This is a genomic window from Pseudoalteromonas sp. 2CM39R, assembly GCF_023161845.1.
The window spans coordinates 267,388-288,201 of the sequence record NZ_JALNTM010000005.1; the positions used below are offsets into that span (position 1 = coordinate 267,388).

A 20,814-nucleotide genomic window follows, 5' to 3' on the forward strand; every position below is an offset into this window, starting at 1 on the left:
AAAAGAGGAGCCCATGAGCAAACAGCCAAATTCAAACGGCTTGCTGATTGCGGCTCTTTTTCAATCTCGCGGTGTCCTTGCCACACTCATCGTCAGCCAAGTCATTGCTATTTTGCTCGCCTTCTCACCCATGAGTTTAGGTGATGTTTGGTTACGCCTTGCTATATTTAGCTGCTTTTTACATCTAATCTTTCTATCAAGCTTGTCGTTACTGTATGTGTGCCGAGCCTTACTTACAGAGCTGTCACATTCAAAGCAGTTATTCATTCTGATATTCACATTACTGGCATTAACGTATGTTTTTAGTTGGCTGTTTTTGTCAGTGTTTTCAGATGTGTTCGCTATGGAGTCGAGGACTAACTTTATTGTCAGCAATTTACTGATCATATTTTTGGTAACGGCGCTATTCAGCCAATTTTTGCTTATTCATAATCAAAAAGAGCAGCAAACTAAAGCGTTAGCGCAGGCTGAGCTTGATGCCTTACAAGCAAGAATTCGTCCTCACTTTTTGTTTAATAGTTTGAACACTGCTGCTGAGCTTACACATTACGATGCTGACGCGGCTGAACAAGCAATTTTAGCGCTGGCGGCGCTGTCACAGGCTGCTATGCGCAGTGGTAAAGCCATAAAGCTTGTTGACGAAATTACTTTGTGCCAACAGTATGTAGCCCTTGAGCGTTGGCGCTATGGCGAACGCCTAGCATTAAGCTGGCAATTACCTGGCGAGTTGCCAGACATTGATATTCCGTGTTTAACAATACAGCCAATTATTGAAAATGCGGTATTTTATGGCGTCGAGCCAGCAGAACAAGGCAATATTTCTGTTGAAATGCATCAATCGGATAAAGCTTATACCTTTATTATAACGAACCCTGTAGCTGCAGAAGTGAATAACTCACGAACAGGAAATGGGATGGCACTGGATAATATTCGCCAACGTTTGGCGCTTTTCTATCAACAAAAAGCACAGCTGACGACCACAATTCGTGATGATGTATTTAGAGTGAAGCTGGTAATACCAAAGCAGAGGGATGCATGATAAAAGTTTTGATTGCTGATGATGAACCACTAGCAAGGGCACGTATAAAACGTTTATTAGCTGCAAACGAGGGTTGCACTATTGTTGGTGAAGCAAGTAATGGTGAGCAAGCAATTGAACTTTGTAAGCAACTACAGCCCGATTTAGTGATGCTTGATATTAATATGCCTAAGCAGTCTGGCCTTGAAGTGGCCGCAGAGCTAAAACAGTTTTCGATCCCGCCTGCAGTTATGTTTTTAACGGCCCATTCAGAGCATGCTCTAACGGCATTTGAGCTCGCTGTTGATGGCTATTTGGTTAAACCTGTGTCTGAGCAGGCATTAACCAAAGCAATGACGCAACTGAGTAAATTAAACCGTACTCAAGTAACCGCCCCCGAAAATAACTACATTAGTTATCAACTTGCAGGTGTAATACGACGAGTCAATGTAGATGATGTGATTTGCTGTATCGCAGAGCAAAAATATACCCGAGTAGTGTTTTTTGAAGGTGAGGCACTTGTTGAGCAAAGTTTAAAGCAACTAGAGCAAACCTACCCGCTGCAGCTACTTAGAGTTCACCGAAATACACTTGTGAATAAGCAACATATTGTTAGCCTTAATAGCCCATCTTCAGGTGGGCATACAGTTACGATGAAGCAGTTTGAGGAGCCTTTGGCAGTTAGTCGCCGAGAGCTTAAAAATGTTAAAGCTGTAATGGGTAAATAATAACAATCTTCATTGCAGCATCTTATCTTCAATAATTACTTTCTTTAGTAGTCATTATCTAACTTTGAGCAAAGTTTAAGTACCGTTTATCGCGCATTTTGACCGCTCGTCCATATACAGATTGTTATTTATTTGTGCCGTAATACTCTTACTGTATGTAAAAGTATCCATGAAACTTACCATGATTAAACATTCTGAGCAGCAAGGCTTTACCCTTATAGAAGTACTTATTGCCTTTGTTATTTTAAGCTTTGGTTTATTAGGCGCTGTGGCCCTGCAAGCAAAAGCGAAGCAGGCAAGCTTTGATTCTATGCAGCGTGCAGCTGCTGTAGCACTTGGTAATGACATTATCCAGCGTATGCGAGCGAACGACTCACCTGGCTTTGCAGCGTTATATAATGGCACTTTCGATAGTGATACAGCTCTAAATACGAGTTTGAGTTGCTATAACTCAGCATGTAGTGCTCAGCAATTGGCAGAATTAGATAAACAACAGTGGGTGCGTGCAATTCAGGCTCGTGAAAACACCGGCGCTTTAGACGATGCAACTGTGTGCATTAGTAGTACTCCCGTTGCTGCAGGCAATGCCAGCGAATTCAATATTGAGGTTGTGATCAGTTGGCAAGGCCGTCAAGAACTTAGTGCTAATAAAGATACAGCTGCAATTGATTGTGGTTCTAAAGGCGATAAGCGACGTTTGATTGTTCTACAAAGCTATATTTATTTAAGGTCTTGATATGAAAAAGCATAATGGATTTACTCTCGTCGAGATGATGGTTGCTTTATTCATCGGAGGTGTGGTGCTCGGCGGGGTGATGTTTACCTATATAAGCATGAAATCAACAACTCGTGACACGATGACAATTGGTGAGCTACAAGAAACTGGTAGACTGGCTATGAATATCATGCAACGTGATATTGAACAGATTGGTTTTTGGGGCACGTTTTATGAAGACTCATTTTCGGATGCAAATACAAACAGTTTAGGAAATCCGGGGAATGATTGTTCAGAAGGCCTTAATAATGGCAGCTTTCCAGATACAGCTGCAACCAGTAACTTTCGCTCGGTTTACGCAGTGCAAACAACCAGTAACTCAGCCCTTGGGTGTATTAACAACGTTGAGAAAAATACAGATGTACTGCAAATTAAGTTTTTAGAAGGCTTACAAATTCAACCTGCCGATACTAGCGATAACTATTACTATTTTATTGCCGAGCAAGAGCTTGCTGAGTTTCAGCGCGGCCCTATCGCGGCAGCAGCTGTAAATGGTAATGCTACGATTTGGCGTTATCGACATCATGTTTATTACATAACAAAGCAAACCTACACTATTAATGACCAAAGAGTGTCTGTTCCTTTACTTAGACGTAAACGCTTAACTCCTTCTGGGGGCATGACAACTGAAACGGTTATGGAAGGGGTAGAAAATATGCACTTTGTGTTTGGTCTTGATACTACAAATAACAGTCGTGTTGATACATATAAAAGTATCAGCCAGATGACCAACACTGATTGGGAAAATCGCCGTGGTATTTTGACAGTGCAAGTATTCTTACTTGTGAGATCGCTTTTACCAGATTCAAACCTTAAGTTAAAAAATCAAACTTATACATTGGGTGAAGACGCAAATAGCCGCGTTCTTACATTTGACGATAACTACCGACGCGCACTATTTACGACCACTATCCGCTTGAACAATGTTGGGGCAAACTTATGGCGCATTTAACTATGATGCATAAGCAACAAGGTGTTGTATTAATCGTTGCTTTGATCATGGTTATTGCGATAACCGGTATTGCTGTGACTTTGATGAGCAGCAGTAGTGTAGATATTAAAATCACAAATGCCGCTCAAGAGAGAGAAGCGGCAGAGAATGAATTAATTGGTGATGTACAAAACGTCATTGCTAATGAAGCAAAAAAATTAGGTAACAGCCGGTTTTTCTTTAGTAGAGGGCAAGTTCCTGAAACAGGCCTTGATCTAGGTAATACGAATGACACATCTAATACCATGTTTAACAAAAATGAAGGCCCTATGGCTTTAAGGTGCCCAAGACGTTTTGATGATACTGCAGGCTTAAGATGCAATATGGTTGAGATTAATTCAGTGATTGAATATGGCTCTAAAAGTAAGCATAACCTCACTATTACAACAGGGATTGCTCAAGAAATGCTGAGCTTAAATAGTGGAAATTAATGGAGTAAGGCGAGTATGAAAATGAAGTTAAACAGCCTATTTTTTATTTTTGCATGTGTATTTTGCCAAAACCTTTATGCTGAAGATATAGATCTATATGTAAATTATGACGTAGCGGAAGACGAAAAATTACGAGTCTTACTTGTTTTTGATACATCAAATAGCATGGCATTCTCGATAGAGACGGGCAAAGTCTGTAGAAGTAAGGGGAAACTCGCACTATGTCCTGAAGGAAGTCGTTTAGAAGTCGCACAGGAAGCGATGATTACATTAATTAACGACAATAGTGATATTGAATTTGGTTTAATGCGGCTTATTAAGGGGACGGGTGGATATGTTATTCATGGGATTGGTACAAGCCATAAAAAGATAAAAAATACCATAAGAAACTGGGATGTAACGTCGTTACAGGCAGGAACACCCCTTGTTGAAACCATTACAGAAGGATGGCGGTACCTAACGGGCGATGAAATATCCTATGCGAATTTAGTAGACCCCATGGAACGTGATATTTCTATAGAACAAAGTGGCAAGTATATTTCTCCATTCAAGCAGTACTCAGGTGATCCAATTCGTTGTGATAATAGCGTTAATATCATATTGATGACAGACGGTGAGCCTTATTGGGATGTTGGTCAAGATGACTATATTAAACGCTTGTACAAAAGTATTTATGGTACTGAACCTGAAGCAGTTGGTAAGAGTCATTTACCCTCAATGGCAACAATTCTTCATGGTAAAAAGAATGAAAATAGGGATATATATCCTGAAACAAGTGTTATAGATGGCGCGAATGTTTACACGATTGGTTTTGGTAAAGGTTTATCTAAAAACGCAGGAGATATTTTACAGGCAACTGCTGATAATGGTGGTGGTGATTATATTTTCGCAGAGTCTCCAGAAGAGTTAAGTAAGGCATTTAATAATGTTCTTACCGATATCAGAGAGGTCAACTCAACTTTTTCTTCGCCATCGGTAGCATCAAATAATTCAGATAAATTATCACATCGCGATGCAGTTTATTTTCCTATGTTTTTACCTTCTAACGATGCTCGATGGCGAGGGAACCTAAAAAAGTTGAAGGTGTCAGGTGGTAGCGTGGTTGATGCTAACTCAAAAATCGCAGTAGATAGTGATGGTGCAATTTTATCTACAGCTAAAACCTTTTGGTCCGAGGATACGGCACTACCAGACGGTAATATCGTGCAGTCAGGGGGAGTGAATGCATACTTAGCAAAACAAAATAGCATCGCTCTTGCACGTGGTTCTAGAAAGATTATTTCAAACCTTAAAGATGACATTATACGTCACTTTAGAGGCTTAAGTATTATGGCGTTTTACGGAACTGTTGGAAAAGCCGCAGCCGCTTTTGGTGATCCAAGTTTGAGAGTTTCTGATATTTATAACCTTTCTAATTGGTCTCGTGGAATTGATATCTATGATGAAGATGGTGATGGAGATCGACGGGAAACGCGAGAGGATGTATTTGGCGATCCTCTTCATTCTAAGCCTGTCACTATTGACTACGGAAAAGGTGATGTTCGGATCCTCATTGGTACCAACGCAGGCTATCTGCATATGTTTAAAGATAAAAATGATGTCTTAAAGGAAAGTTGGGCCTTTATACCAAGAAGCTTATATAAAATTATTAAGCCATTGCGGGATAAAGAAAAGCGCACAAAAGTTTATGGTGTCGACGGGCCTATCTCAATATTCTTCGATGATAAGGATAATGACGGTGTAGTTAATGGTTCTGATCGAGTATGGGCTTTTTTTGGGTTAAGAAGAGGTGGTAATGAATATTATGCACTAAATATAACAAACCCCAACAAACCTGCACTAATGTGGGGAGGTCCTCTTGTTGGCGGTACAGGAGACTTTAAAGAATTAGCACAAACTTGGTCTAAACCTCAGGTTACTTATATTAATCTCAAAGGTTACGAAAATAGACCTCTATTAGTATTTGGTGCCGGCTACGACACGAATAAAGATAATTCTATTTCTGCTGACTCAAAAGGGCGCGGTTTGTATATCGTTGATGCTCAAACAGGCAAAAGACTATGGGCGTTAACAAACTCAGAAGGTGGCTTTAAAGGGGAGCATAGTATAGCGTCAGACATACATTTACTTGATTCTGATTACGATGGTTACACTGACAGACTGTATGCAAGTGATACAGGTGGTGGAGTTTGGCGAGTTGACTTAGCAACAAACAACAAAAAAAATTGGACGCATTTTCAACTTGCAAAATTAGGCAATAATAACCGCCGCTTTTTTTATGAGCCATATGTTTCAAGAACTCTGTTCAGTAAAGTAACAGAAACAACACTTGATGGTGAAAAAACTTACTCAAGAATTGATACTCCATTTGATGCGGTGCTTATAGGCAGTGGTGATCGCACAGATCCTTTTAATTTAAAGGTAAATGATAAGCTCTATATGATTCGTGACGTAAACACAGTAACTCGAAGCTTTGAAGAGGATGAAATACCAGATTTAATTTGGCAATCAGATTTAATGAATGTAGATAGTGATCCGTTTGCCAAAGTGACCGACAGTTTGAAAGACTTTGTTGAATTAGAAGCTGATTTAGCTGAAAAAGATGGTTGGTACTTTAATTTAGGCTGGGGTGAAAAGGCAACTTCGAAGGCTACTGTGTTAGGAGGCGTTGCTTACTTTACTACATATAAACCCGATACCAGTTCATCATCGGATTCACAGTGCTCGATTGCAGAAGGGCAAGGTTATCTTTATGCATTTCATCTTCACTATGGGACCAAAGTTTATGACTGGAGAAGGACCCCAACAGCGGCAGAACTACCAGATACACCAACTATGTATGTTGAAGATGGGGAAGTATTTATTTTACAGTTACCAAATGAAGATTCTAATTGTACAACTAACTGTAAGAAAACTGCACCAAAAGTAATTAATGGGCCTAGCCCTAGCGTCGATGAAAATGGCAATGTTCAGCTTTATGATGAAGAACCTCTTAAATTAGAAGTCCATCAAAGTTATATTTATAAGCAAGAAAAAAATGATAATAGCTCATGATTAAAATTTTCATTAATTAGTTTTTATTTTTAAATTTTCTTTATTTAACTTGTGTTTTTCAACCCGGAATTTTTTCTGGGTTTAACGCTTTTTTATAATCACTTTTTCATGCTAATTATCTAACTTTATAATCTCTTGTAGTAACTTTGTAATGAAAGGTTTACACTTAAATTGTTGTAATATCTTTATTTTTTTATTTTAACACTAGGCGGTTTGTAACATTTTAAATTGATTGGAATTTTCTTTTTTACCTTCCTATATTTTCTTTAATTAAATCTTTAAATTTTTCAATAAATAACTGGAATGATATTGTGTATTTATTATAATACTAATTAGTTAGCATTAATAGGTTGTGTTTTTTAAATTTAAAAACACTTTTTACCTGATTTTTCTGACTTAGGTATTACTAGGCGAAATGTAGATGAAATATCAACACGAAGGTTTGCTATGAAAAATTTTTCAATTAGTCGGAATAGAAAATACAGTGTTCCTAATATACGCAAACAACAAGGCATAGTGCTTATTATTGCTTTGATTATGGTCGTTGCTGTGACAGGTATAGCTGTGACTTTAATGAATAGCAGCAGTGTAGATATAAAAATTACAAATTCAGCTCAAGAGCGTGAGACTGCTGAAAATAGCTTAATTGGTACAGTGCAAAAAGTTATCGCAAATGAAGCAGCAGCAGGTGGCAATAGTGCTTTTTTAATGAAGGCATCTGAAATACCTGAGGGCGGTTTTGGTATGGATGATATGGATGGTGCATCTAATACTATGACAAATCTAAATAATGGTGCGCTAGATTTACCATGCCCACGTAAATTTAACTTTACCGCCGGTGTGTCATGTAACATGGTCCAAGTAGATACCACTATTACTTATGGCACTAAAAGTAAACATACCTTAACGATCAGCACAGGCGTTGCCCAAGAAATGGCTAGCCTCAATACCGGTGGTTAGTGGAGAAAAGTGATGAATTTAGAAAAAATAACTCAGCTTATACTGCTAACTTCTTTAGCAGTATTTAGTTTTTTGGGTCACGCGGAAGATATTGAATTATATGTCAATCACAATGCCAATCTAGATGAAAAGCCTCGTGTTCTTATCGTTTTCGATACCTCAGGTAGTATGGCTTTTTCGACTAGTTCCGGTAACAGTTGTGGTTACTCACGTGGTTATATTTTATGTAGTGATAGCCGTTTAGGCGTTGCCCAGGATGCTATTACTAAACTGGTTGATGGTAACGATGACATTGATTTTGGCTTAATGCGTTTTAACAGTACCAATGGTGGCTATGTGCTTGCAGGCATTGGTTCAGAAATATCAGCCTTAAAAACCACAATTGCGGGGCTGCCAGCCGATGGCGGGACACCACTGACTGAAACACTATGGGAAGCCTACCTTTATATAACAGGGCAAAGTCTTTTCTACGGTGAAAAAGTTAATGCCGCACTACGTGATACGTCCATAGAGAAGACCGAAACAAGTACATATATGGAGGAGGTATGTGAATGGCGCTATAACAGGGGGTGGAGGTATGTTTGTTGGGATGAACCCCGCATTGCTTATAACAGCTCATACATTTCCCCGTTTGATAATTCAGAAGAAATAAAGCGCTGTGATAACTCAGTTAACATTATCTATATGACAGATGGTGACCCATCAGCTGGCTCTGATAATGAACAAGACTCTAATATTAGCGCGTTACACAAGTCGTATTTTGGTAGCTCTCTATCAAGTGATGATAAAATCGCTGGTGTTTACTTACATAAGCTCGCAAAAATCATTCACGGTACTGAAGATGTTGAAGTTGATTTAAGGCCAACGACGACAGACATCCACGAAACAGGTCGTGTCTATACCATAGGTTTTGGTTCTGGTATGAGTGACAATGGTAAGCGCTTACTATCAGAAACAGCAGCTGAGGGTGGTGGTAAGTACCTACATGCCAATACTGCAGAGCAACTTTCTGAAGCCCTTAAAAATACGATTACTCAAATTCGAGAAGTGAACGATACGTTTACAGCCCCCTCTGTAGCAAGTAATAACGTAGACCAAACTCGTAGTCGCGAATCAATTTATTATGCGATGTTTTATCCAAAAACAGGGGCCCGTTGGCGCGGAAATCTGAAAAAGCTAAAAGTATCTGGCGATCAGATAATCGATAAGGGTGGTAAACCTGCTTTAAATGAAGATGGGTTAATCGATAAAGATGCAAAAACCTTTTGGTTACCGAGCGGTGAGACTGCAGATGGTAATTCTGTTGAACTCGGAGGAGTTAACTTATTTCTATCAGGTTTAGATAGTCGTAAAGTTTACACTGATGCTTCAGGCGGCCGATTAATTAATTTTTGGGCATACGCTTTAGCTCGCGAATACGGTAGTAATCAAAAGGCTGCAGTTTATTTTGATATTGATAAAACCGAGTTGGTTGATACCGTTAAATGGTCAAGAGGCATCGATGTTTATGACGAGGACAAAGATGGATCCACATCTGATCCCCGAAAAGATATTTTCGGTGATCCTCTGCATTCAAAACCTGTAACAATTGATTATGGTAATGATGATATCCGAGTTTTAATAGGCACTAATGCTGGTTACTTGCACATGTTCCAAGATAAAAATGATGTATTAAGTGAAAGCTGGGCGTTTATTCCTAAAAGCGTGTATAAAATAATAAAGCCGCTTCGTGATAACCAAGCAGATACCAAGGTTTATGGTGTTGACGGGCCAATCTCTGTATTCTTTGATGATAAAAATAGTGATGGAGTAGTAAATGGCTCAGACCGAGTTTGGGCATTCTTTGGCTTAAGACGCGGTGGAAATTACTACTACGGACTCGACGTAACTAACCCAGACTCGCCAAGTTTACTGTGGGATCAACCAATTGTAGGTGGCACAGGTGACTTTAAAGAATTAGGGCAAACTTGGTCTAAACCTACAGTGACGTATGTGAATCTAGATGGTTATAAAGACAGGCCCGTGCTTATTTTTGGTGCGGGTTACGATACAAACAAAGACAATGTTATTCGTACAGATGATACCCATGGACGTGGTATTTTTATTGTTGACGCGCAAACGGGCAAAAAAGTGTGGGCATTAACGCCGAGTGAGAATGGCTTTTTAGGTAAGCATAGTATTGCGTCAGATATTAGTATCTTAGATTCTGACTATGATGGTTATATTGATAGGCTGTATGCAACGGATACAGGCGGTGATGTGTGGCGTGTTGATATGCCTTCTGACAGCCCCACAGATTCAGAAAACCCATGGACACATTTTAAATTAGCAAGCTTAGGGAGTGCACTTTCAACCCAAGATCGCCGCTTTTTCTATAAACCTTTGATTGCTAGAACTATGTTCAGCAAAGTATCAGAAACGGCCGTCAATGGTGAAACAGTGACTACACGAATTGATACGCCATTTGATGCTGTGCTAATAGGTAGTGGTAACCGCTCTAAACCAACGGGCACTGTTACTAACGATCAGCTATTCATGATCCGTGATATCAATACTGTAACTCAGCCATTCCTTGGTAGTGATGTACCAGCAGCAATTACACAAGCAGACTTGATGAATATGGATTCTGATCCATTTGGAAATGCTCTGGACGACGTGGATAAATTTACTGACTTAGAAATTGAGTTAGGTGAGTATCACGGTTGGTATTACAATTTAGCTTCTGCAGGTGAAAAGTCCCTTGCAGCAAGTACAGTCATCGGTGGTGTCGCTTATTTCACAACCTATACACCAGCTTCATCTACAGAAACAGCGAATCAGTGCTCACTAACTGGTGGTTCAGGAAGTTTATACGCTTTCCACTTACATTACGGTACAAAAGTGTATGACAGCTTGAAATTTACTACCTCGAATGATGTTCCTGATACTCCTCAACTTTATTTCGGTGTAGGTGACAGCTGTGTTGATGGTAATAGCGATGGTTATTGTGATGACAACACAGATGAAAAGGTTAAAGAGCAAAGCCAGTTTTTAACCATTGGTCCAGGTATCAAAGGTGAGCAAAATCCACTGAAAGTACAGGAGATCCAAGGCCCAGGTTTAGTTATTGAAGATGGTAAAATTAAACTTGTTAGTGATGCAGTGCCTATTGGTTTTGGCTTTAAAACACAACAAACTTTCATTTATAAGCAAGAGCGAAACGATAATAGCCAATAAAGCACTAAGTGAATGCTCTGCCTTACATGTTTAGGCAGAGCATATGGTAGCTATTTAAGTACCCGCCTTAATTGCATAATTATTGTCAGCCATCTAAGATAAGAAAAAATAGAGGTAATTCCTCTAAAAACAGTTATATAGGTTTTTAAAAAATGAACTTTATAAGAACAAAGAGTCATAACGGTTTTACGCTAATCGAGTTGATGATTACCGTAGCTATCTTGGGGATCATCGCTAGCATTGCTATTCCTAGTTATTTTGAGCACGTAAAACGTACCGCTCGAACTGAGGCAATTACTTCGTTATTAGATGCAGCTAATAAACAAGAGCAATACTTTGTCGATAACCGAGAATATACAAGCACAATTGCTGATTTAGGTGTTTCTACGACAACAGAAAGTAACTTTTATACCATTAGTGTAAAGGTAGATAATGATGCAGGTACATTTACATTTAAGGCAACACCTAAATCTGGCCCACCATTACAAGATGCTGAATGTGAAACATTGTCTATTTCTGATACAGGTTTAAAAACGTCAACAGGTTCTGCTGACTCAAGCACCTGTTGGGGTAAATAAGCTTTATTAATTATCAGTTTGACATCTATCTGTATCAATTAATCTAACTCGGCCTATCGGGCTGACTCTAATTGCAAGCCCTTTGAGGCTTGCTTTTATGTATTCTGGGCAGTAGATAAATGTACCATTGCCTAATCCCATCGGCATACCCGCTGGACTAAACGTAACTGCACGACGCGGGTATGTTAGCATGTCAAACTTACTTATAGCTTCGATTTCCATTAGTTTAGTATCACCACTTTCAAATACACCTAGCACGCCTCTGTCTACAAAAACGGTTAACGATTTGTGCCATATAGCTTTGTTGCATCTGTTGTGTTTTAAGGCGCAGAAGGTGACATAGGCATCATTTGTTTGCGCTTTTAGGCGAGTAAACTGCAGCGCTCTTTTCACCGTTTGCATGTTGCTTTCTAAACGGTTTGTAGCCAGAAGTGGCTTATATTCAAATAAAGCGATATGCAGCAGGAGTGATAAAATTGATAGCACTAAGAGGCTTTCAATTAACGTCGCCCCATTGAGGCTGCGCAGAGTTGTAAATGCCTTCATCCTTGAAGACTCCAAATTTGCGACTGTTTATTTAACTATAATTCGAGAGTGGGGGCTGTCAATTTACTAAGCTTAATTACAGACATCTGTCGTAGTACCAATATATAAAGCAGTCCCTGAGGCAGACACTTCTAGTTGTTTGTTATTATCGTTATCAGCTTTTGAAGGGCAATAAGTGAATTTTCCTGGATCTGAAGTGAGCATACCGCTGGTATCAAATGTGATAAAGTTATCGCCAGTGAAATTTAACTGACTGTTCTCAGGCACTTCTTCCATGACTCTTAAAATGATATCGCCAACCTTTGGGTTGTAAACACCATTTTGGTTTGAATCAAAAAATACAAATACACTACCATTATCCCAATTAAATAAACAACGAGTGCGTATATTGGTTTCGATACTGTTGGTATTACCACTACACACAACAATAATTGCATCACTACTTGTTGCTTTTGCGCGAGCAAAACTAAGTGTGCGTTTTAACTCTAATAAGTAGCTCTCAGCTCGATCATTTTCAAGCATGTCTGAGCTATCCCATAGTGCTATTAGAGCAACGATACCAACAATGGCAAGCGTGACCATCAGCTCTAATAATGTAAAACCCCGTTGTAATGATTTCATTGTTGTCTCTATTTTGAATCACTTTGTTTAATAATATCATGATTGCTGATTTAATCACCGTAATTCATAGCTTTGTTTGCCATCAGCAATGGGATTGTCTAAAATCGAGGCAATAGAGAAATAATAAGTAACCCGAAAATGAAAAAAATCGAAGCAATTATTAAACCATTTAAGCTTGATGATGTACGCGAAGCATTATCAGATGTGGGCATCACAGGTATGACGGTAAGCGAAGTAAAAGGCTTTGGCCGTCAAAAAGGGCACACCGAGCTTTATCGCGGTGCTGAGTACATGGTGGACTTTTTACCTAAAGTGAAACTAGATATCGTATTAAGCGACGAAGATGTTGACCGTGCTATCGATGTTATCGTTAAAACATCGCAAACAGGTAAAATTGGTGACGGTAAAATCTTTGTCACTGATGTTGAGCGTGTTGTACGTATTCGTACTGCCGAAGAAGATGAAGATGCGATTTAATTAGTATACCCAAGCCACCTCAAGATGCAGAATTCAGCGTTTCACAGGTGCTTAATACCAAGGCGTTACTTTGCAAGAATGGTAGTCCCTTTTAAGAAGTAACAACGATGAGAGTAAGTGCCTGTGAGCGCCCATAGGGTTGGTTTGGGTATATTCGATCGCAAACATTAAAAAAGGCGCCTAAGGCGCCTTTTTTGCTATTAGTCTATTTTAACGCTTGTTAGCTTCTCGCGTCGCTTTAGCGTGTTCACTTAGCTCAGGTAAGCCAAGTTTGTTGTAGCTTTTTTCCATGATCTCTAGTGCTTGATCAAGGTAGCTGCTTTGTGAGTAGTGCTCAACCACATATTTACCACGGTTTGCAGCAGCAAGGTATGCCTCACGCTCATAGTAGTATTCAGCAACTTTTAACTCGTAGCGTGCCATTTTATTCAGTAGCCACACTAAACGTTTTTTCGCTTCTGGTGCGTAGGCACTATTAGGAAAACGTTTTAAAAGCGTTGATAAATCAGTAAATGCGACACGAGTACGGTTTGCATCTCTGTCGGCACGGTCCACACCGAAATATTCTTGGAATGCGTTTTCATCCGCTTTGATATTTACCAAGCCACGCATATAGTACATGTAGTCTAAGTCTTTGTGGTTTGGGTTTAAACGAATAAAACGGTCGATAGTTGCTAGTGCTTGTTCAGTATTACCTGCTTGATAATGCGCAAACACTAAGTCCATTTGTACTTGTTTTGATAAAGGACCAAAAGGGTAGCGAGAATCAATAGCACTTAATAGCTCAATTGCACGAGCATACAAGCCTGAATCTAATGTTTGTTTTGCATCTTCGTATAAAGCTTGCGCAGATTTATTAGGAACGCGTTGGATATCTTCTTGATCTGGTGCTGATGAACAGGCACCTAAGCCAAGTACAGATACTGAAAAAACTATGGCGAACGCACGTTTCCCTATTTTATTTATCATTTTATTTCTTACCTTCGATGTCTTCGGCTAGGCCAAGTGAGGAAAACCGAGTAAACTATACGTATTATATTAAAGCGATTCTAACCCAGTCGAGCACAGCTTGCACTGGTAAATTGGGTAAAGTTACTAATGTCAGAGCAAATTTCTCTCCAAGCCGAGGTTCCAATTGACCTTGGCGGTAAACGTCTAGACCAAGTATTAGCGCAATTGTTCCCTGATTATTCTCGTTCACGTATAAAAACGTGGATTTTGGATGATAAAATCACTGTAAACGGCGAAATATTAAACACACCGCGCGAAAAACTACTCGGTGGCGAAGTGGTGAGTGTAGAAACAACCATCGAAGCCCCTCGTGAATACGAGGCACAAAATATCAAATTAAACATCGTTTATGAAGACGATGATATTTTGGTGATCAATAAACCTATGGGATTAGTAGTACATCCAGGGGCGGGTAACCCAGATGGCACGGTATTAAATGCTTTGCTACATCATTATCCTGACATCATTAATGTGCCTCGTGCAGGTATTGTGCATCGTCTAGATAAAGACACCACAGGTTTAATGGTGGTGGCGAAAACAATTCCGGCACAAACTCATTTAGTTTCTGCTTTACAAAAGCGTGAAAACTTCACCCGTGAATACGAAGCAATTTGTAATGGCACAATGACAGCAGGTGGCATGGTTGAAAAACCAATTGGTCGCCATGCGACAAAACGTACTCACATGGCCGTGCATGAAATGGGCAAACCAGCAGTTACGCATTATCGTGTTGCAGAAAAATTCCGTGCACATACACGCCTACGTTTACGCCTAGAAACAGGTCGTACTCACCAAATTCGTGTACACATGGCTTATTTAAACCATCCATTAGTTGGCGATCAACTGTATGGTGGTCGTCCGCGCCCGCCAAAAGGTGCTACACCTGAGCTGTTTCAAATGCTACGCGACTTTAAACGCCAAGCATTGCATGCTGTTAAGCTATCAATTGCGCACCCAATCACTGGTGAGCTAATGACTTGGCAAGCGCCAATTCCAGATGATATGGCAGCTATGACAGAAGCTTTACGCGCTGATACTAAAGCAAACCCAAATATCGAGTTTTAAGCGTTATGATCACACCAGCATGGACTGCCCCAAACTCTGTTAGCGCACTGAGTACCACCCGACAGGGCGGTGTTTCGGTTGCACCCTTTGATAGTTTTAATGTGGGTTTACATGTTGGTGATGATGAGCAAGCCGTGCTTGCAAATCGCGCCTTACTTACAAATCAGCTGCCTAATCCTGCTGTGTGGTTAAACCAAACACATAGCAGCGATGTAGTCGTGATTGATGAGCACTCTGATTTAAGCGAACTACGCTCTGCTGATGCGCTTTACACCCGTTTAGTAAAGCAGCCGCTGGCGATAATGACCGCAGACTGTTTGCCGGTATTACTTTGCTCGAGTTCAGGGGATGAAGTCGCTGCTGTTCATGGTGGCTGGCGTGGTTTAGCGAAAGGTATATTGGCAAACACGGTTTCGCACTTTCAAGCGCCAGCAAGCGATATTATTGCTTGGTTAGGCCCAGCTATTGGTCCTTTGCAATTTGAAGTCGGGCAAGAAGTAAAAGAGTGTTTTTGTTCGCAAAACCCTGTGCATCAACAAGCCTTTACAGCCAAGCACGAAAAATACATGGCTGATATCTACTTACTAGCACGCCAGCAATTGGCACAATTAGGTGTGGTCAAAATGTATGGTGGTGAGCACTGCACCGTCACTGAAAAATCACAGTTTTTCTCTTATCGCCGCGACGGACAAACAGGCCGTATGGCGAGCTTGATCTGGCGCAATTAATACGCCTTTTTTGCGATTAAATTTTCTTCTTTTACTTGAACAAATCACTAAGCATACCCATTAATTAAGCAATTAGATTTTTTAATAGGTAAACCCTTATGCGTTTAGATAGATTTACAAGTAAATTTCAATCTGCGCTTTCAGATGCGCAGTCATTAGCACTTGGGCGCGATCATCAATTTATTGAGCCTGTGCATTTAATGTATTCATTGCTTCAGCAAAATGGTTCAAGTGTGCGTGCGCTACTTGCACAAGCAGGTGTCAGTGCTGATGAGTTAAATACTAAGTTATCCCAAGAAATCGAAAAACTGTTTAAAGTTGAAGGTATTGGTGGCGATGTTCAGCTGTCAAATAACCTGATTTCGTTAATTAATTTATGTGATAAATATGCTCAAAAACGAAAAGATAAATTCATTTCGAGTGAGTTGTTTGTTCTTGCCGCGTGTGATGATAAAGGCCCATTAGGCGACATTTTTAAAGCGTTGAATATTACTTCTAGCAAGATTGAATCTGCAATTGAAGCCATTCGTGGTGGCCAAAAAGTAGAAGACCCAAATGCTGAAGAAACTCGTCAGGCATTAAAAAAATTCACCATCGATTTAACTGAGCGAGCAGAGCAAGGTAAGCTTGACCCAGTCATTGGTCGTGATGACGAAATTCGTCGTACTATCCAAGTATTACAACGACGCACTAAAAATAATCCGGTGTTAATTGGTGAGCCAGGTGTAGGTAAAACAGCGATTGCTGAGGGCCTTGCACAACGTATTATCAATGGTGAAGTACCTGAAGGCTTAAAAAACAAGCGCGTATTATCGCTCGATTTAGGTGCTTTGGTTGCTGGCGCAAAATACCGTGGTGAATTTGAAGAGCGTTTAAAATCAGTATTGAATGAGCTTGCCAAAGAAGAAGGCCAAGTCATCCTCTTTATTGATGAAATCCATACTATGGTAGGCGCAGGTAAAACAGACGGTGCAATGGATGCGGGTAATATGTTAAAGCCTGCACTTGCCCGTGGTGAGTTACATTGCGTGGGTGCCACAACCCTTGATGAGTATCGTCAATACATCGAAAAAGATGCGGCACTTGAGCGTCGTTTCCAAAAGGTGTTTGTTGATGAACCATCGGTTGAAGACACCATTGCGATTTTACGTGGTTTAAAAGAGCGTTATGAGCTGCATCACTCGGTTGATATTACCGATCCGGCCATTGTTGCCGCGGCGCAGTTATCGCACCGTTACATCAGCGATCGCCAATTACCAGATAAGGCAATAGATTTAATTGACGAAGCAGGTTCTTCAATTCGTTTGCAAATTGACTCAAAACCAGAGTCTCTAGATAAGCTAGAACGTCGTATTATTCAGTTAAAACTGGAAGACAATGCACTGGCGAAAGAAAAAGACGAAGCAAGTCAAAAGCGTCGCACCGAAATGCAAGAGCTGATCACTGAACTTGAAGCGCAATACCGCGAACTAGATGAAGTGTGGAATGCTGAGAAGGCCTCACTGCAAGGCACGCAAGTTATCAAAGCAGAGCTTGAGCAGGCACGCCTTGATTTAGACGTGGCACGCCGTGCCAGCGATTTACAGCGTATGTCTGAACTGCAATATGGTCGTATCCCTGAACTTGAGCGCAAACTCGACCTTGCTTCACAAGCTGAAATGCAAGAAATGAGCTTGCTTAAAAACCAAGTGGGTGAAGACGAAATCGCGGAGATTTTATCGCGTTGGACAGGTATTCCGGTATCGAAAATGCTGCAAGGCGAACGTGAAAAGCTACTGCAAATGGAAGATCAATTACACCACAAAGTGATTGGTCAAGATGAAGCTGTTGTAGCTGTTGCAAATGCAATTCGTCGTTCTCGCGCAGGGCTTGCTGATCCAAATCGCCCAATCGGCTCATTCTTATTCTTAGGCCCAACAGGGGTGGGTAAAACTGAGCTGACCAAAGCACTAGCCAGCTTCATGTTTGACACTGAAGATGCCATGGTGCGCATTGATATGTCGGAGTTTATGGAGAAACATTCGGTGGCACGTTTAGTCGGTGCACCTCCAGGTTATGTTGGCTATGAAGAGGGTGGCTATTTAACTGAAGCGGTACGCCGTCGTCCGTATTCCGTCATTTTATTGGATGAAGTCGAAAAAGCGCACCCTGATGTATTTAACATCTTACTGCAAGTTCTTGATGATGGCCGCTTAACGGATGGTCAGGGACGTACCGTTGATTTTAAAAATACGGTGATCATCATGACCTCTAACTTGGGTTCAGATATTATCCAAGAGCAAGCAGGTTCAAATGATTATGCGACGTTAAAAGAAAAAGTGATGGGCGTATTAGTCAGTCAGTTCCGTCCTGAGTTTATTAACCGAATCGACGAAACCGTGGTATTCCATCCACTTGCTAATGAGCACATTAAGGAAATTGCTGACATTCAGTTAAGTAAGCTACGTGAGCGATTAACTGAAAAAGGCTACATTCTTGAAGTCACGGATGCAGCTTTAGACCGCATCGCTGAAAGTGGTTTTGATCCTGTGTATGGGGCAAGGCCTTTAAAACGTGCTATTCAACATACCATTGAAAACCCATTAGCACAGCGCCTGCTCGGTGGCGATTACCAACCAGGTGCCATCATCCATATTGATGCTGATGAGAATGGACTTGTTTTCTCGAGTCGTTAATTAGCCCTAAAAACAAAAGCCGCATCAATTATGATGCGGCTTTTTTGTATCAGTTAAGTTTAAACTTTAAAAGTTAACAGCATATCGTTAACTTTGCGTGAGCCTTCTACAAGCCCCGCTGCATCTTTAGCCACGTTGTAGCTAAGCTTTAAGTTCTCTTCGCTGTGTCCTTTAATGCTTTCTACATTTTCGCGTATATCGGTGCTAACAACTTGTTGTTCCTCAGCAGCCGTCGAAATTTCAGTCGCAAGGCCTGATATTTCATCAATTTGTGCGAAGATGCTCGCAAGCTCAGTTTGAGTGTGAGCAGTCGTATCAACACAGCTATCTGCTTGCGCTTTAGTTGATTGCATCACTTTAGACCAGCTAAATAACGTATCTTGGATCTCTTTAATTGAGCTATGAATTTGTGCTGTCGCATTTTGAGTACGTGAAGAAAGTGCGCGTACTTCATCTGCAACAACCGCAAAACCACGGCCATGCTCACCTGCACGTGCTGCCTCAATTGCTGCATTCAGCGCTAATAAGTTTGTTTGTTCAGCAATGCCTTCAATCTCACTCATTACTTGGCCTATTTTGTCGGCTTCACTAGCAAGAGAATTAGCGGTAGTGGCTGCTTGCTCTACTTGGTTAGCTAGATCAGTCACCATGCTGCTATTATCTTCAATATGCAGTTTGATATCGTTACAGCTTTGGTAAGTGGTTTTAACCTTATCAGCAGTGTGATGGGTATTAGCTGAAATCTCGCCGATAGTTGCACTCATTTGTGTCATTGCCGTAGCAATATCACTTAAACGTTGGCCTTGTGCAGCAATACCTTGCTCGGTTAGTGACGATTGTTTATCTAAGTTGGTAGCAATGTCTTTGAATGAGTAAGTAGAGTCTTTCATGCGACCCAACACAGTTCTAAGCTTAGCGAACAACATTTGCTGATTATAGGCAGCAATACTAAATGGATGAGAGCCTGAATATACATAACGTGAGACTGAATCAAACTCTGCACGTTGCTGCTTTAAGTGACTTGGCGTAACTACAAGTTCGTCATAATTTAGCGCAAAAAGTAATGCTACAAGGACACATGCGACTAAAGCAACCATCCATGAGGCGGCCACAGCTAACCCAGCAATACCTGCAACCAATAAAATCGCAGACATTATTTGTCTGAGTGAAACATTCTCACGAAATGATGAGATTGATTTTCCATCATTAATTTTAGTGTACAGTGTCATCGCACGGGTTTTTAATTGCTCAGATGGCTTGGTACGCACTGATTGATAGCCAACTAGCTGGCCATGCTCATAAATAGGCGTAACGAACGCATCGACCCAATAGTAGCGACCATCTTTACAGAGGTTTTTTACCATGCCACGCCAAGAGTGGCCCTCTTTAAGTTTTTCCCACATCTCTTTAAATGCCGCTTTAGGCATATCAGGGTGGCGTACAATATTATGATTTTTTCCGAGAAGCTCTTCTTCGGTGTAACCTGCTATAGTACAAAATTCCTTATTTACGTATGTGATTACACCGCGTAAATCTGTGGTAGAGACAAGCTCTTGGTTATCTGAGTATGTCACTTCTTGATTGACGATTTCTTGCCCACGACGCATATGAGTCCTCGAAATATACTTTTTTATGGTGTGCGGATTATAGTCTCAGAAAAATGTAAGGGAAGAGGGGGTGTAGTGTTAACTGTGAAACTTTTAATAATTTCATCTTCCCTTTGATCTAAAACAATATCTTGCCTGAATTATTATGTTTAGCCTCAGTCTTTTATATTAGTTAAAAGGTCTAACATCCTCAAGAAAAAAGCCTAAATTGTATTTTTAACCGTTTAAGCAACAATGAAGTGCCACCAAAGCAATTGTATATTGTGACTCACAATGGCAAGATTGAACTTCAAGTGTAGGGGTACATAATGAAAGTTATTTTTCTCTCTTGAG

General features: G+C 40.5%; 17 protein-coding genes. 13 read left to right on the forward strand and 4 right to left on the reverse strand.

From position 1 onward, the window contains the following. Positions 1-13: 13 nt before the first annotated feature. The 9 genes from MTF66_RS13645 (at position 14) to MTF66_RS13685 (ending at position 11,751) form a co-directional block, all read left to right on the forward strand. Positions 14-1,039, forward strand: a complete 1,026-nt coding sequence (locus tag MTF66_RS13645) for a sensor histidine kinase (protein WP_248527471.1) — start codon at positions 14-16, stop codon at positions 1,037-1,039. Beyond that, positions 1,036-1,746 (forward strand): LytTR family DNA-binding domain-containing protein, encoded by a 711-nt coding sequence (locus MTF66_RS13650; RefSeq protein WP_282454101.1) that lies wholly within the window; start codon positions 1,036-1,038, stop codon positions 1,744-1,746. The genes MTF66_RS13645 and MTF66_RS13650 overlap by 4 nt, the downstream gene beginning before the upstream one ends. 181 nt (positions 1,747-1,927) lie before the next feature. After that, a complete protein-coding gene (gene pilV / locus MTF66_RS13655) occupies positions 1,928-2,482 on the forward strand; it encodes a type IV pilus modification protein PilV (protein WP_062564361.1) in 555 nt (184 codons plus the stop codon). 1 nt (position 2,483) lies between these two features. After that, positions 2,484-3,473, forward strand: a complete 990-nt coding sequence (locus tag MTF66_RS13660; RefSeq protein ID WP_248527472.1) for a PilW family protein — start codon at positions 2,484-2,486, stop codon at positions 3,471-3,473. Continuing rightward, a complete protein-coding gene (locus MTF66_RS13665) occupies positions 3,461-3,943 on the forward strand; it encodes a hypothetical protein (protein ID WP_058585470.1) in 483 nt (160 codons plus the stop codon). The genes MTF66_RS13660 and MTF66_RS13665 overlap by 13 nt, the downstream gene beginning before the upstream one ends. A gap of 15 nt (positions 3,944-3,958) precedes the next feature. After that, complete coding sequence (locus MTF66_RS13670) at positions 3,959-6,997, forward strand: PilC/PilY family type IV pilus protein (RefSeq protein WP_248527473.1); 3,039 nt, start codon at positions 3,959-3,961, stop codon at positions 6,995-6,997. A 447-nt stretch (positions 6,998-7,444) separates the two neighbouring features. Beyond that, positions 7,445-7,957, forward strand: a complete 513-nt coding sequence (locus MTF66_RS13675) for a pilus assembly protein PilX (protein WP_248527474.1) — start codon at positions 7,445-7,447, stop codon at positions 7,955-7,957. A gap of 12 nt (positions 7,958-7,969) precedes the next feature. Then, positions 7,970-11,173, forward strand: coding sequence for a pilus assembly protein (locus MTF66_RS13680; protein ID WP_248527475.1), 3,204 nt, complete (start codon positions 7,970-7,972; stop codon positions 11,171-11,173). A 152-nt stretch (positions 11,174-11,325) separates the two neighbouring features. Then, positions 11,326-11,751, forward strand: a complete 426-nt coding sequence (locus tag MTF66_RS13685; protein WP_058585466.1) for a type IV pilin protein — start codon at positions 11,326-11,328, stop codon at positions 11,749-11,751. A gap of 6 nt (positions 11,752-11,757) precedes the next feature. On the opposite strand, the gene MTF66_RS13690 is transcribed toward MTF66_RS13685, so the two are convergent. Together MTF66_RS13690 and MTF66_RS13695 are read right to left on the reverse strand one after the other, a co-directional pair. Next, on the reverse strand, positions 11,758-12,297 hold the full coding sequence (locus tag MTF66_RS13690; protein ID WP_058585465.1) for a GspH/FimT family protein: 540 nt from the start codon (positions 12,295-12,297) through the stop codon (positions 11,758-11,760). A gap of 72 nt (positions 12,298-12,369) precedes the next feature. Beyond that, the gene (locus tag MTF66_RS13695) at positions 12,370-12,918 is read right to left on the reverse strand and encodes a GspH/FimT family pseudopilin (protein ID WP_248527476.1); all 549 of its coding nucleotides are present in this window, start codon (positions 12,916-12,918) and stop codon (positions 12,370-12,372) included. A 138-nt stretch (positions 12,919-13,056) separates the two neighbouring features. Between MTF66_RS13695 and MTF66_RS13700 the strand changes: the two genes are divergently transcribed. Beyond that, positions 13,057-13,395, forward strand: coding sequence for a P-II family nitrogen regulator (locus MTF66_RS13700; RefSeq protein ID WP_054551748.1), 339 nt, complete (start codon positions 13,057-13,059; stop codon positions 13,393-13,395). Positions 13,396-13,605: 210 nt separating this feature from the next. On the opposite strand, the gene MTF66_RS13705 is transcribed toward MTF66_RS13700, so the two are convergent. Then, positions 13,606-14,364 carry an outer membrane protein assembly factor BamD gene (locus MTF66_RS13705; protein WP_054561898.1) on the reverse strand — a complete coding sequence of 253 codons (759 nt, stop codon included), beginning with the start codon at positions 14,362-14,364 and terminating at the stop codon, positions 13,606-13,608. Between the two features lie 129 nt (positions 14,365-14,493). Here MTF66_RS13705 and rluD point away from each other — a divergent pair, with 129 nt between their 5' ends. From rluD to clpB, 3 genes are all read left to right on the forward strand, one after another. Continuing rightward, positions 14,494-15,471 (forward strand): 23S rRNA pseudouridine(1911/1915/1917) synthase RluD, encoded by a 978-nt coding sequence (rluD, locus tag MTF66_RS13710; protein WP_058585463.1) that lies wholly within the window; start codon positions 14,494-14,496, stop codon positions 15,469-15,471. 5 nt (positions 15,472-15,476) lie between these two features. Next, a complete protein-coding gene (gene pgeF, locus MTF66_RS13715; RefSeq protein ID WP_248527477.1) occupies positions 15,477-16,199 on the forward strand; it encodes a peptidoglycan editing factor PgeF in 723 nt (240 codons plus the stop codon). Positions 16,200-16,297: 98 nt separating this feature from the next. Next, positions 16,298-18,874, forward strand: coding sequence for an ATP-dependent chaperone ClpB (clpB, locus tag MTF66_RS13720; RefSeq protein WP_063530032.1), 2,577 nt, complete (start codon positions 16,298-16,300; stop codon positions 18,872-18,874). 59 nt (positions 18,875-18,933) lie between these two features. Here the strand turns inward: clpB and MTF66_RS13725 are convergent, their stop codons facing one another. Beyond that, positions 18,934-20,481, reverse strand: coding sequence for a PAS domain-containing methyl-accepting chemotaxis protein (locus tag MTF66_RS13725; RefSeq protein WP_248527478.1), 1,548 nt, complete (start codon positions 20,479-20,481; stop codon positions 18,934-18,936). Positions 20,482-20,814 lie beyond the last annotated feature (333 nt).

Excerpts from the sequence above, each read along its gene's own strand:
- rluD (WP_058585463.1), top strand. The coding sequence starts at position 14,494 with ATGTCAGAGCAAATTTCTCTCCAAGCCGAGGTTCCAATTGACCTTGGC.
- pgeF (WP_248527477.1), top strand. The coding sequence starts at position 15,477 with ATGATCACACCAGCATGGACTGCCCCAAACTCTGTTAGCGCACTGAGT.
- MTF66_RS13695 (WP_248527476.1), bottom strand. The coding sequence starts at position 12,918 with ATGAAATCATTACAACGGGGTTTTACATTATTAGAGCTGATGGTCACG.
- MTF66_RS13725 (WP_248527478.1), bottom strand. The coding sequence starts at position 20,481 with ATGCGTCGTGGGCAAGAAATCGTCAATCAAGAAGTGACATACTCAGAT.
- MTF66_RS13690 (WP_058585465.1), bottom strand. The coding sequence starts at position 12,297 with ATGAAGGCATTTACAACTCTGCGCAGCCTCAATGGGGCGACGTTAATT.
- MTF66_RS13645 (WP_248527471.1), top strand. The coding sequence starts at position 14 with ATGAGCAAACAGCCAAATTCAAACGGCTTGCTGATTGCGGCTCTTTTT.
- MTF66_RS13705 (WP_054561898.1), bottom strand. The coding sequence starts at position 14,364 with ATGATAAATAAAATAGGGAAACGTGCGTTCGCCATAGTTTTTTCAGTA.
- MTF66_RS13665 (WP_058585470.1), top strand. The coding sequence starts at position 3,461 with ATGGCGCATTTAACTATGATGCATAAGCAACAAGGTGTTGTATTAATC.
- MTF66_RS13680 (WP_248527475.1), top strand. The coding sequence starts at position 7,970 with ATGAATTTAGAAAAAATAACTCAGCTTATACTGCTAACTTCTTTAGCA.
- clpB (WP_063530032.1), top strand. The coding sequence starts at position 16,298 with ATGCGTTTAGATAGATTTACAAGTAAATTTCAATCTGCGCTTTCAGAT.
- MTF66_RS13700 (WP_054551748.1), top strand. The coding sequence starts at position 13,057 with ATGAAAAAAATCGAAGCAATTATTAAACCATTTAAGCTTGATGATGTA.
- MTF66_RS13660 (WP_248527472.1), top strand. The coding sequence starts at position 2,484 with ATGAAAAAGCATAATGGATTTACTCTCGTCGAGATGATGGTTGCTTTA.
- MTF66_RS13685 (WP_058585466.1), top strand. The coding sequence starts at position 11,326 with ATGAACTTTATAAGAACAAAGAGTCATAACGGTTTTACGCTAATCGAG.
- MTF66_RS13670 (WP_248527473.1), top strand. The coding sequence starts at position 3,959 with ATGAAAATGAAGTTAAACAGCCTATTTTTTATTTTTGCATGTGTATTT.
- MTF66_RS13675 (WP_248527474.1), top strand. The coding sequence starts at position 7,445 with ATGAAAAATTTTTCAATTAGTCGGAATAGAAAATACAGTGTTCCTAAT.
- pilV (WP_062564361.1), top strand. The coding sequence starts at position 1,928 with ATGATTAAACATTCTGAGCAGCAAGGCTTTACCCTTATAGAAGTACTT.
- MTF66_RS13650 (WP_282454101.1), top strand. The coding sequence starts at position 1,036 with ATGATAAAAGTTTTGATTGCTGATGATGAACCACTAGCAAGGGCACGT.